We start from the raw sequence: 12,138 nt of genomic DNA on the forward strand, positions 1-12,138 counted from the left end.
TTGATTAAATCGAGGAAGTGATATGTACCTCAATCTCTTTTTGCAGCCCAGTTGTTTCACCTGAACCATTCAAAATCTCCAGCTTAATTTTATGCTTGCCATTTGGGACTTCCTTTAAGATAAATGCTGCCGTTTTCATATCGACTTTCTTTTGATTATCAATAAATACGGACACAATTGCCAACTGTTCTGGATTTGATTCAGAAAAACCATAGTTTTTCAAATAGCACTCTACATAGACAGAGTTGCCATTTACAAAAGTTTTTACCCGAAAATCCTCATCTGAATTTCGGATGCTCGATACAGTGGTGGCAGCTTTAAGTGCAGAAACACTCTGCACGGCTACTCCTGAATTTTCAGGTTCTGGTATTTTCTTCCCACAACCCGACGCTGCCATCAACACTGTTAGAGCCAATATGAACTTTCTCATTCCATCGCCCCCCTTTTGCCTTTATTGTTCGCCAAAAGGGATAATTTACTCTTTTTTTCTTCATTCACCTGAAACATTCATCGCTTGAAACATATGAAGCATCATGGAAGCGACCTGAACGCTTTCCGAAAATTTAGAGACCCGATGGGGAATCGACTTTTCAAAATAATATTTCGCCTCGGTTTCAAACACATCCACTTCATGTGGATTACGCATTAACCTTCTGTACCATCCAGGTTGAACCCTCAAGTAATTTCGCATATCTTCGTTTGTTTGGATGAATTCATATATATTCTGACGCATGAAAAACCCTCCTTAATCTTTGGTGAATAAAAAAGGGTTAGCTCTCTGCTCTTTTTCTTTTGGGGGAGGACTTGTATCACCTGATTTATTCCCTTGGAAAGCAGATAGCACTCCTTGGATTGCACCGATGGCCTGATTGGCATTCGTAATATATTGTTGAATCTGCCCCATATCCATATTTTTTACTGCACTCATTAACGAACCGATCAACTCAGTGCTTTGGTCTCCCTTTTCAACCGGCGGTGATGGGGACTCTGTATTCACTTTGGATTCTCCCACACTGCCGTCAGCCTGCCAGCGTGGATGATCATCTCCGAGTAAATACCACTCTTCAAAAAGTTCCTGCCATGTTGCTTGTTTGCTTCTCACTTCATTCACTAAATGAGGATGCTCCTTTACAAACTCCCGAAATCGATCCACGGAGGGCCGTTTTCTTTTTGCCATTACTCTCACCTCACACTTAGACATCGCCTATTGCACCATATGCTAAAGGTAAATAAAAAGTGCATCACATTCCATTAAAATCCAATTGGATTTTCCAAAGAAATAAGGAGGTATTGTCATGTCGCATGAATGTGATTTAACCAAGAAGTTCCGGAACTTGGATGAATCACTGGATCTTCAAATGAAACAGAATGATCTGATTTATCGGGAATTGATTCAGGGTTAAAAGCCAAAAGAGAGTATGGGAAACGCTCTTATTTTTCAATCCTGCTGCCATTAAATAAGGATGTCAGCAAATAGGGGACGACACTTACTATGACCATGTCTGACACACCTCTTAATTGAACATCTCATGAAGGCATGATGGCTACCTCGATAGATTCGACCTTGCAAGCTCAGTTCCAAAAGGGTACGCTGCCGTTACAGCGGAAATCCAATTTCGTTCCGTAAAACCCTCCATTGGATAATTACGTGCCATGCAAGTTAATACAGAGGCAAACTCATCATCGAGGGAAAGGTCCACCCGTGATGATGGATGGGGCACTTTGCGCTATATCCAGAACAGAAAACGGACCCAAATCGGATCCGTTTTTTTATTTCTTTATGAAATTCTGAGTATAATACTTTTTATATACCCCGACGCCCAGACCTGTAAATTCCTCGTTCAGCATCGCATCCCGATGACCTTTGCTATTTAGCCAGCCTTCCATGACTGCAGCTGCGTCCACATAATTAGCCGCTATATTTTCACCTGCTGACCTGTATTTTACATGACCTGCATCGAGACGCTTTTCCAAATCCCCATTTGTTTCAGAAACATGGGTTCCTTCAGGTGCGTCCGTCATTTCCCGGCTATGAAGGTAGGCAACCCTTGCTGTTGGAGCATCCCATTCTAAAGGCTCCAAATCAAACCGGCTGCGCATTATATTCGTAATATCGAATATTTGCTGCTCATTGCCATCTTCCACTTTCGCCATGTCTTCCTCAGAAAGATCCTTAACTGTCAAAAGCTCACCATGATAGGTCAACTCATACGGCTGTTGTTTCAATAGGGCGGAATCATTCAAAAATCGGATGCTTGAAACTGTTCCGGTGAATTTATCCAAATAAAGCTGAACATTAATATTCCCTAAATCAATCAACGGTCTCATGTTCATATCTTCCTCCGACAATTCAAAACGGTATGAACTGTCGCCAACTTCAATATCAACAGTAGGCTCCACATATAAACTGGAATAGATGGCATCAATCGATTGTCCAATTTTAAAAGGAGCGACATTGACCTCATCACCGATTCCATAAGCAGATACCACTTTTTCATTTTCAACGGCTAATTGGAAATAATTATTATTGTTCTTTTTATAAACCCACCAGTCATATCCATAGGCGGACATATCAATTCGATCTGGCTTACCGTATTCCTTTTCTATCTCTTTTGCATTTTTTCCAATTGTTACTGCCAGACCTTCTGTCACTTCAGTAACCCCTTCCTTTTCAGAGGAAGTGCTTTTTTCATTTATATGTCCATTGGGGTTAACACCTTTGTTACCATCTATAAGAGGGTTCCCTTCATCTTCATCGCCGATATTAAGATAAATACCGATTACGAAAAAAATAACGATTAACACCAACACCTTACCTAAATTGCGCAGAGGAACACTCCCTCTCTCTATCTAATTTATGTATCCAATGCAAAAAATCTTTCTTTCCTGATTATATCACTGTTCAATCATAATTTTCTAATTTACGATAGACTGCCCCTACATTAAATTTATTTTAAAAATGGAACTTTTGTGAATGATTGAAATACCATCGTTGAGTTCATTGCAACTTCCACCATTTCGTACTATTATAAAATATAGGATAAAATGGTATATTATAAACATACTTGGAGATTTTTAATATATTCATGTACATAATATTTTCCCGGTATGTCATTTTAATTCCCAATAGTAAACATAGGAGGTACTACTCGTGAAATTTGAAAGCTTTGGAATCGAAAACATCACAGCCGACTTAAACCGATTAGATGACCTAATGCCGCAATATGGTTTAATACGTGCAGAACAATGGGATTACGAAAGAGTCAGTTACGATCGTAAGTTCGAATTAAAAGAAGGCACGTTTTACCTGAGAATACTTGGCTATGCTACAGAGGGCGATGTAGGCTCTCACAGGGCCGTCATTAAACTTATGGTCCCTCTATTAGGAAAACACTATTATCCACACGGAGTAGAATATGGCGAAGGAGAGGATTTCCCTGCATCACTAGTTAAACAAAGTGAAAAAATTCTCTCTCAAATCAAAGAAGAACTTACACAATTCAACGGCCTGTAAAAGCCGTAAGTTAAAAATGAGGTACAAAGAGAGGGGATCAGGTGTGATGCTCTCTTTTTTTCTTATCCATTACAAAAGCCTGATGCTTTTTTTGCACCAGGCTTTTTCGTTATTTTAAAATCCTAGGATCGCCTTTATTAATGATGTAGTTTCGCCGCCATGATAAATGACATAAAGCAGGATGTAAACAGCTACTCCTGTAATCCCAGTGAAAAACCAAATGATGCTGGTGGCAGGTCCAATTTTTTTATGAATGGCGAATTTACCTTTAAAACCAGTGGTAAGCATGATGATCCCTAAAACTGCTCCAGTTGTCGCAAGCGTTATATGGAAGATCAAAAAAATCGTATAATAAATTTTAATGTCATCGGGTCCGCCAAATGACGTACTGCCAATGAATACCGTCCGGGAAAGATATATAGTGAAAAAGATCACCGCAAAAACCGCAGCTGCCATCATGGTTTTTTTATGGGTCTCGATTTTGCGTTGTTTAATTTGATACCAGCCTATTGCAACAGTGATGGCACTTAATACAATGAAAGCTGTACTTATCGTTGGAAGGATTGGTAAAGACATATGTATTGTAGTCCTCTCTATATTTATTAATCAACTACCATTTTATAAGAGGCAATCCTAAAATTCAATAAAATCAAGGATTATTAACAGAATGCTCACTTTTATAGAATAGCCAAGTCGAATCATTGGACTATTTTCTTTACATCGAAAATTAGGCAAAGGCAGGTAAAAGACCTGTCCGCCCCAAGACAAGTCTTTTACCGTACAATTATTCTACAGTCTGAAAATCCGAAGGTATCGGGTCGATATCATTTTTGCCGCCATTCTCCTTTTTGAACCAAGCAAAGAAAATGACACCTAATACATAGCCTAAAACAATTTCTTGGATCACCTTCATCAGAACCCCACCAAGCTGTTGATCCTCAAGCAATGGCAGTCCATTGAACATTTCCGGGCCACTGAGCGTTAAGCCAGACAGTGCAGAAGCAGGAACGCAAAGCTCCATGGCACTGGCCCAAGATTCCGCATTGGTGAATGTATCATACATCGGATCATTAGCAAAAATGATCAAAGCGCAAGCAGGGGTCATTAGAATGCCGCTGCCGAAAATATAAGCTACTTTTTTCACACCTGACAGACTTTCACGTTCCGGAAGTTGATTGACAAGCGGGAACCACATCAAAACAGCAGTCGTAAATAAAAGGACCGTGTATCCGGCATGAAACCACATCCCCGTTTTGATAAAGTCGAACACTAACGGGATATGGTACAACGAGAAAAGAACATTAAATAGTAAAAGGGCGACAAGAGGTCTCGTGAAAAATTGAAATAACGGCTTCACTCCCCTTGAATTTATGAAAGTTCTCATAAGCCAATCTGGAATCGCTATGATAAATAAAGGCGGAATCACAAGATAGAGCAGTGCCATTTGAAACATGTGAGCACTGAACATGATATGGCTCAATAAATCCAACGGTGACCCTTTTACTGCATATAGAAGGAACATGGCTATCAAAAAATAAGTTGCCTGTTTAACGGAAAGCGATGAACTGCCCGAAAACTTCTCCCTTTTTTTTGTCACCAGCCAAAAATAGCCAACGGTTATAAGTACGAGGACGGCAAAATAATAAGGACTCCACAAAGCTCGAAATCCGAAAATATCAATAGACAAAAAAATCACCTCGTTCATAAACTTTTTCTTACTTTCATTATACCTAAAATGAAACATGGTAACAAATATAGATAAACTTGGATTCTTTTTCTAGCTAATCAACACATAAAGAAAACCGGCTATCATTCAATAGCCGATTTCCTTTATGGTTTATAACCAAACAATCGTTGTGAACACAAGGACAGTTATCAAGCCGACTGCAAGGCCGGAAAATAAGAACAATGCAATGGTCCCATGCCCTTTATGCTTCATATGCATGAAATAATACAATTGGAAAATCACTTGTACAACTGCCAGCAGCAAAATGACTGGTTTAATGAACCAATGGGAAAAACCCTCGATTCCTACAGCAGCAAAAGCAAGTAATGTAAAGAAAATCATAAGTGTAAATGATATTACTTGGTGTTTCATCTCTTCAGCATTTTTCTTACGGCGATATTTTAAATCGACATTCGGGTTCGCTGAATTTGATTGTTCATTCGCCATCAGTTTATCCCACCATTCCCATTAAGTATACGACAGTAAAGATAAATACCCAGACTACGTCAATGAAATGCCAATATAGACTCGCAACAAAAAATTTAGGAGCGTTATACAAATTCAAGCCCCTTCCTGCATTACGAACCATAAGAGATATGATCCAAACCAAACCGAAAGCAACGTGTCCCCCATGAAAACCAACTAACGTATAAAACGCGGAGCCGAAGGCACTGCTCGTAAAGGTATGATGGAATTCATGAACATAGTGATTAAATTCATAAATCTCGAGTCCAAGAAAACCAAAACCAAGTGCAACAGTAATCACAAGCCAAGCCTGCATTTGTTTAAAGTGGTTATTTTTCATATGGTACATTGCATACACACTGGTCAATGAACTGGTCAATAACAGCATGGTTGCTACAAAAGTAAGTGGTAATTCGAATAAATCTTTAGCTAGGGCTGCATCACCATTTGGAACTTTATCCTTCAATGCTAGGTAAGTTGCAAATAGTGAGGCGAATAGTACAGTCTCTCCACCAAGAAACAACCAGAAACCTAAATACTTATTTTTACCTTCTAAAGTCGCTTTCTCGGGAGAAGCAGGCCAAGTGGCATCCGTGAATCTTTCATCTGTTTGCATTATGCCTTACCTCCCTTATCTTTATCGTCCATAAGGTCCGCTTTATGAATATGGTATCCATGATCGTCTTTAACTGAACGGATAAACATTGAACCAAATGTCACCAAAAGTCCTACAATCATTATAGGCAGGGTCCATGTCTTATCATCCATATGGTATAAAGCACCGAATGCGGCGATAAATAAACCTGAAGCAATCGTTAATGGAAGAATGGATGAATTCGGCATATGGATATCCCCAAGTGGTTCTGCAGGGGTCATTTCCTTTTTCCCTTCCATTTTTTCAACCCAGTAAGGATCTAATCCGCGGACTAACGGCAGTTGTTTAAAATTATAAAAAGGCGGCGGTGATGGAATGGCCCATTCTAGCGTACGGCCATCTCCCCAAGGATCATTGCCGACTTTTTCATTCTTCACAGATGTAATGATGATATTGATGACCATAACCAAGACACCAAATGCCATCAAAAAGGCTCCGACTGTACTAATCATATTACCTGTATTAAAGCCTTGATCGTCCAAGAATGTAAATACGCGACGAGGCATCCCCATCAAACCTAAGAAATGTTGAATGAAGAATGTTAAATGGAAACCAATTAAGAACGTCCAAAATGTGATTTGCCCCAATTTTTCGCTTAACATCGTTCCGAACATCTTCGGCCAATAGAAATTGATCCCTGCCAATAAACCTAATACAACCCCACCGACGATTACATAGTGGAAATGAGCAACAACGAAATAACTATCATGGTATTGATAATCAGCAGGTGCAGATGCGAGCATGATACCAGTCACGCCGCCCATTGTAAATGTAGGAATAAAGGCAACTGCATAAAGCATCGGAACCGTGAACTTGACGCTTCCTCCCCACATCGTAAAAATCCAGTTGAATATCTTAATACCTGTCGGTACAGCGATAGCCATGGTCGCCACGGCAAAGATTGCATTTGCGATCGGACCTAGACCAGTGGTAAACATATGATGCGCCCAAACCATGAAACCTAAGAAACCGATTAAAACGGTTGCAAATACCATCGATGAATAACCAAACAATCTTTTTCTGGAGAAGGTAGCGAAAATTTCAGAAAAAATACCGAACGCCGGAAGAATCAGGATATACACTTCCGGGTGACCGAATATCCAGAATAAATGCTCCCAAATGATCGTATTTCCCCCTGCCGCTACATCAAAGAAATTCGCACCGAACATCCGATCGAACATCATTAACACCAATCCAACGGTAAGCGGAGGAAAAGCGAATAATATCAATGCAGAAACAACGAAAGTTGACCATGTAAACAGCGGCATACGCATATATGTCATACCTGGCGCACGCATATTAATGATGGTTACCAGGAAATTGATCCCTGCCATTAGTGTTCCAAAACCTGATATTTGTAGTCCAAGGACGTAAAAATCAATGCCATGGCCTTCGGAGTGAAGGGATAGCGATGCATACGATGTCCAGCCTGCATCGGGAGCCCCCCCTAAAAACCAGGAAAGATTTAAAAAGACTCCCCCAAAGAAAAACAGCCAAAAACCCAATGAGTTTAAAAATGGGAACGCAACATCACGTGCCCCTATCTGTAATGGCACAACCGCATTCATAACAGCAAATACCAATGGCATGGCCGCCAGGAAAATCATTGTCGTACCGTGCATGGTCAAAATTTCATTATAAAATCCGGCACTTACGAAGTCATTATTTGGGATTGCAAGCTGGATACGGATAAACATCGCTTCCAAACCGCCGATTACAAAGAATAACCCGCCAGAGATAAGATATAGAATGGCGATTTTCTTATGGTCCACCGTCGTCAGATAATCCCAAAGCGTAGCGCCAAATCCTTTTTTATTAGCGTACGTACTCACGATTTAACCTCCTCAATCAATGTTCTATTTGTCTTCCACCTTAAGCTCTAATAGATAAGCTGCCAGTGCATTAATATCTGAATCCGAAAGTTCGCCGTAAGTACCGGTCATCGTGTTACCCGGTTTATACTTCTCAGGATCCTTGATCCATTTCTTCACATTTTCTTCCGTATGATCCAATACACCAGCTACTTTTTGACGCTCACCGAATGTAGCCAGATTTGGAGCCTGACGTGCAGCTTCAGGCCTGCTGTCATTTGGTGTCACCGCATGGCAGCCTATACAACTTTGATTAAAGACATCTTCACCCTGTTTTGCCAGATCACCTTCAACGACTGGTTCCTTCGCGGCTTTCATATCTTTTGTCCATGCATCAAAATCGCTTTTAGACTTCGGCACGACTTTAAAATCCATCAAAGCATGTGAAGGACCGCAAAGCTCAGCACATTTCCCGTAGAACAAGTTGTTTGAATCTTCTGCCTTTTTACTATCGAATTCTAAATAGAACTGATTGACCCCTTCTGTATTGGTATCCATCTTTCCTCCGACAGACGGTACCCAGAATGAGTGCTTAACATCTGAAGCAGTTAGATTGAAGTACACTTTTTGATCTGTTGGCACAACCAAATCCTGACTTGTAACAACGCCAAGGTCTGGATATTCAAACTCCCACCAATAAAGGTTCGCCCTAACATTCACGACAAGTGCATCTTTCGTTTTTCCATCCTTATCCTTCTTGTCCATTGCCTTTGTATCGGCTAAGTCGAAAGTCGTGACGACAGTTGGAACAGCCAGAACAATTAAAAGAAGGATAGGAATAACAGTCCAGATAATTTCGAGTTTATGACTTCCTTCAATTTGTTTTGGTATTGTTTCGTCGCCTTTCTTCCGACGGAAGCGCAGTAAAACTACAACGAACAAAATAATCACAACAATAATAACCAGTACCATGATCAGTGTACTCAATATCAGTAAGTCATACTGAGATTGCGCAACATCGCCAGCTGGCTTCAGCGCGGATAGAAATGGTTCGCCGCAGCCTGAAAGGACAAGTCCTACAATACCCAGCAGAGCAATTAGGCGCCATTTGTGCAGCCTTTTTTTCATAGCTTCAGAAACCCCTCTTTCGTCAAAATTTTCTCACAAAAATAAAAATGGGCGCAATTGCGAATATTCTCTCTATGTCAATTTCTAAAAAGAAAGAATCCCTAATCTAAGGAATTATTAAGTTGATTCATGTAACCGCTCTTATGTATGACCTCGTTGGTTCCGTTAATATGTATGAATGGCGGTCAGTGCTTTATTTATCAGTAAACTGGAGCCTGTAAAAGAACAGGCCGCCAGTTTATTTAAACCAAAACTAGATCAGTGTGACAATAACCATCGCTACAAATAAAATGGTCATATAATTTAAAGAATATACAAACATGGATGTTGCCCATTTAACATCTTCTTTCTTTTTATACCCCTTAATTCCCAAAATAAGCCAACCTGTACTCAATAATGCAGCAAGAATAACTAGCGGTGTTCCTAATGGAGTTAAAAAGAAAGGAATGAACATTAAACAGATGATCCATAGCATAATCGATCTTTTTGCAGCCTTGAACCCTTTTACGACCGGAAGCATAGGTACTCCCGCTGCCCGATATTCTTCGACACGCCTCATTGCTAGTGCATAAAAATGAGGCGGCTGCCACAAGAACATGATCGCGAACAGGACCCAGGCGATCTTATCAAGGCCCGGGTCGACTGCAGCCCACCCGATAAGCGGAGGCACCGCTCCGGAAATACTGCCTATAATCGTATTCGAGACAAATCTACGTTTGAAAACCATGGTATATAAAACAACATAGGCGAAAACGCCGAATGCACCTAGTATGGCAGTTGTCATATTAGTCAATGCAAGTAATATCAGCCCCGCAGCAATTAAGCCGAAACTTAACGCCAATACCTTTGAAGGCTGTACTTTCCCAGTTACCGTTGGACGGTTTTTCGTTCTTTCCATTAAATGATCGATATCACGGTCATAATAATTATTGAAACTGCAAGATCCCGCCATAATGAGCGCCGAACCTGCAAGTGTATAAAACACTACATCCAGATTGCTTAAGAAGCTAAGCCCCGAAAAATGAAGAGCTAACCATACGCCGGTAAAAGCTGTAATTATATTTGAATTGACGATCCCCACTTTTATAAGTGCGAGAAAATCCTTCCAAGCTGTTGTTTCAGGTATATCCGATTGAAGGGCGGCTTTACTGTCCTCCATGACAGCTTCTGACAAACCCCTTGTTTCTGACATTTGTTTTCCTCCTTTAAATCATTCAGCACAGACGCAAATGCAAAAAAATCCTTACATATGCTATAGAACATTATTTCATACTTTTTGATATTTGTAACCAAGGAAGCGTAAACAAAAAGTAAATTATTTACCAATGACCGTTGTCAATGGAATCCATCGAGAGCTATCATTCTTAATATCATGCTTATTAACAGTAAAATTTAGTAAAATCATTTCTTCAATATATTAAAACACATTTTTGGAAGCTTTTGTGAAATTTTTTCGGATAATTTTTGACCAATTTGTGTCTCAATAATTTACTGCTGTTATAAGATGTTCATCAAGAACATGAATAGTATGCTGTTATCATCATCCCCTAGACTTATTCCCTATTTTGCTCCTACTTGAAGGTTTACACTCCCTTTATTTCTATCAAAGTCTTTTGTAACTTTCAACTATTTCAGGCATTTTAATTAATAGTTATAATATTAACTGAACTTGTAAAATCATTCTATTTTGTGTAATATCGAGGAAGTTCGACAAATATTATGAAAAATCATATGCTATTATTAATTTTATGGAACAATCCTAATTTGCTACAGAGAAAAAGGTGGGACTACTAGTGAAATCGTCTCTTAAATGGTTTGCTGTTTTAACAACGATTGTAATGCTTTTCATCTTACTAGGTGGAGCTTTAGTCACGAAGACGGATTCCGGCATGGGTTGCGGCAGATCCTGGCCATTGTGCAACGGCCAATTGATCCCGGACAAAATCACGATTGAATTGGTCATTGAGCTTTCCCATCGGCTCGTTTCAGGTGCTGGAGGATTCTTGGTTTTAATTTTATCGTATTTGTCTTGGAAAAAAATCGGCCATATCCGTGAAGCGCGTTTCTTATCCGTCCTGTCTTTTGGATTTCTGTTACTGCAAGGGTTGATCGGAGCCGCTGCCGTCATTTGGTCACAATCCGACTTCGTCCTTGCCCTTCATTTTGGAATATCGCTCATTTCCTTTGCTGCCGTCTTTTTACTGACACTGTTGATTTTTGAAGTAGACAAGAAGTTCGAAGCCGAAAAACTTATCGTTGACAAACGAATGAAATTCCATATTATTGGCGTATTGATTTTTTGTCTGGCAGTCGTATATACGGGTGCTCTTGTAAGGCATACAGAATCCAGTCTTATCTGTAAAGATTGGCCTTTATGTGTAAATGACAGCGCTGCACTCCCCTCAAACCTTTATGAATGGATTCAGATGGGGCACCGTGCAATGGCAGGCGCTATTTTCATTTGGGTATCATATGTGGCTTATATAGCCAAAAAACATTACAAAAATCAAAAAGTTTTATATGGCGGTTGGATGGCTGCATTCATTCTCGTATTTTTACAGGTTTCCGCTGGAGCCTTTATCATTTTCTCTAGGCAAAACTTATATATCGCATTGACACATGCATTGTTCATTGCCTGCTTTTTTGGTGTAATGAGCTATTTGATGCTATTGACATCAAGAAGCAAAAAAAATGCCCTAGCCATCCAAAAAGGGAGCTCCACGCACACAGTCAAAGGACAGGATGAACAGGATATATCACCAACGGCACCCGCCCGTTAATGTCTGATTGTTCAATCAATAATATAATAGGATAAAACAAAAACCACCATTCCCCAGGG

At 40.0% G+C, this 12,138-nt stretch carries 13 protein-coding genes; 2 read left to right on the forward strand and 11 right to left on the reverse strand.

Annotation, left to right across the window (positions count from 1 at the left end; genetic code table 11):
• Window positions 1-4: 4 nt before the first annotated feature.
• The 4 genes from ACFVS1_RS13970 to ACFVS1_RS13985 all read right to left on the reverse strand — a co-directional run bounded on the left by ACFVS1_RS13970 (window position 5) and on the right by ACFVS1_RS13985 (window position 2,805).
• Entirely contained in the window at window positions 5-430 is a 426-nt protein-coding gene (locus tag ACFVS1_RS13970; protein WP_387548171.1) for a hypothetical protein, read from the reverse strand.
• 60 nt (window positions 431-490) lie between these two features.
• Entirely contained in the window at window positions 491-733 is a 243-nt protein-coding gene (locus ACFVS1_RS13975; protein ID WP_101224562.1) for a YlbE-like family protein, read from the reverse strand.
• A 12-nt stretch (window positions 734-745) separates the two neighbouring features.
• Window positions 746-1,177, reverse strand: coding sequence for a YlbD family protein (locus tag ACFVS1_RS13980; protein WP_241594380.1), 432 nt, complete (start codon window positions 1,175-1,177; stop codon window positions 746-748).
• Window positions 1,178-1,770: 593 nt separating this feature from the next.
• A complete protein-coding gene (locus tag ACFVS1_RS13985) occupies window positions 1,771-2,805 on the reverse strand; it encodes a CAP domain-containing protein (RefSeq protein ID WP_352921600.1) in 1,035 nt (344 codons plus the stop codon).
• A gap of 346 nt (window positions 2,806-3,151) precedes the next feature.
• Here ACFVS1_RS13985 and ACFVS1_RS13990 point away from each other — a divergent pair, with 346 nt between their 5' ends.
• Window positions 3,152-3,514 (forward strand): YugN family protein, encoded by a 363-nt coding sequence (locus tag ACFVS1_RS13990; RefSeq protein ID WP_101224559.1) that lies wholly within the window; start codon window positions 3,152-3,154, stop codon window positions 3,512-3,514.
• A 114-nt stretch (window positions 3,515-3,628) separates the two neighbouring features.
• Here ACFVS1_RS13990 and ACFVS1_RS13995 read toward each other — a convergent pair whose 3' ends face one another.
• The 7 genes from ACFVS1_RS13995 to cyoE form a co-directional block, all read right to left on the reverse strand.
• Window positions 3,629-4,090: a DUF420 domain-containing protein gene (locus tag ACFVS1_RS13995; RefSeq protein WP_057278459.1), complete on the reverse strand. Its 462-nt coding sequence runs from the start codon at window positions 4,088-4,090 to the stop codon at window positions 3,629-3,631.
• A gap of 208 nt (window positions 4,091-4,298) precedes the next feature.
• Window positions 4,299-5,210, reverse strand: a complete 912-nt coding sequence (ctaG, locus tag ACFVS1_RS14000) for a cytochrome c oxidase assembly factor CtaG (RefSeq protein ID WP_352922623.1) — start codon at window positions 5,208-5,210, stop codon at window positions 4,299-4,301.
• A 141-nt stretch (window positions 5,211-5,351) separates the two neighbouring features.
• On the reverse strand, window positions 5,352-5,687 hold the full coding sequence (gene ctaF, locus ACFVS1_RS14005; RefSeq protein WP_048684534.1) for a cytochrome c oxidase subunit IVB: 336 nt from the start codon (window positions 5,685-5,687) through the stop codon (window positions 5,352-5,354).
• Window positions 5,688-5,691: 4 nt separating this feature from the next.
• Window positions 5,692-6,321 (reverse strand): cytochrome (ubi)quinol oxidase subunit III, encoded by a 630-nt coding sequence (locus ACFVS1_RS14010; protein ID WP_034313980.1) that lies wholly within the window; start codon window positions 6,319-6,321, stop codon window positions 5,692-5,694.
• A complete protein-coding gene (gene ctaD / locus ACFVS1_RS14015; RefSeq protein ID WP_106027286.1) occupies window positions 6,321-8,192 on the reverse strand; it encodes a cytochrome c oxidase subunit I in 1,872 nt (623 codons plus the stop codon). Before ctaD ends, ACFVS1_RS14010 begins: the two co-directional genes overlap by 1 nt.
• 24 nt (window positions 8,193-8,216) lie before the next feature.
• Window positions 8,217-9,299: a cytochrome c oxidase subunit II gene (gene coxB, locus ACFVS1_RS14020; RefSeq protein WP_352921602.1), complete on the reverse strand. Its 1,083-nt coding sequence runs from the start codon at window positions 9,297-9,299 to the stop codon at window positions 8,217-8,219.
• A 253-nt stretch (window positions 9,300-9,552) separates the two neighbouring features.
• Window positions 9,553-10,491, reverse strand: a complete 939-nt coding sequence (gene cyoE / locus ACFVS1_RS14025; protein WP_352921604.1) for a heme o synthase — start codon at window positions 10,489-10,491, stop codon at window positions 9,553-9,555.
• Window positions 10,492-11,092: 601 nt separating this feature from the next.
• Between cyoE and ACFVS1_RS14030 the strand changes: the two genes are divergently transcribed.
• Complete coding sequence (locus tag ACFVS1_RS14030; RefSeq protein WP_352921606.1) at window positions 11,093-12,079, forward strand: COX15/CtaA family protein; 987 nt, start codon at window positions 11,093-11,095, stop codon at window positions 12,077-12,079.
• Window positions 12,080-12,138: the final 59 nt, after the last annotated feature.

It is taken from the genome of Peribacillus sp. NPDC058075 (assembly GCF_042885195.1).
Classification (GTDB): domain Bacteria; phylum Bacillota; class Bacilli; order Bacillales; family DSM-1321; genus Peribacillus.

What these genes read in the sequence shown, in the direction of transcription:
- ACFVS1_RS14010 (WP_034313980.1), bottom strand. Translation starts at nt 6,321, where the DNA reads ATGCAAACAGATGAAAGATTCACGGATGCCACTTGGCCTGCTTCTCCC.
- ACFVS1_RS13980 (WP_241594380.1), bottom strand. Translation starts at nt 1,177, where the DNA reads ATGGCAAAAAGAAAACGGCCCTCCGTGGATCGATTTCGGGAGTTTGTA.
- ctaF (WP_048684534.1), bottom strand. Translation starts at nt 5,687, where the DNA reads ATGGCGAATGAACAATCAAATTCAGCGAACCCGAATGTCGATTTAAAA.
- ACFVS1_RS13975 (WP_101224562.1), bottom strand. Translation starts at nt 733, where the DNA reads ATGCGTCAGAATATATATGAATTCATCCAAACAAACGAAGATATGCGA.
- coxB (WP_352921602.1), bottom strand. Translation starts at nt 9,299, where the DNA reads ATGAAAAAAAGGCTGCACAAATGGCGCCTAATTGCTCTGCTGGGTATT.
- ACFVS1_RS13995 (WP_057278459.1), bottom strand. Translation starts at nt 4,090, where the DNA reads ATGTCTTTACCAATCCTTCCAACGATAAGTACAGCTTTCATTGTATTA.
- cyoE (WP_352921604.1), bottom strand. Translation starts at nt 10,491, where the DNA reads ATGTCAGAAACAAGGGGTTTGTCAGAAGCTGTCATGGAGGACAGTAAA.
- ACFVS1_RS13970 (WP_387548171.1), bottom strand. Translation starts at nt 430, where the DNA reads ATGAGAAAGTTCATATTGGCTCTAACAGTGTTGATGGCAGCGTCGGGT.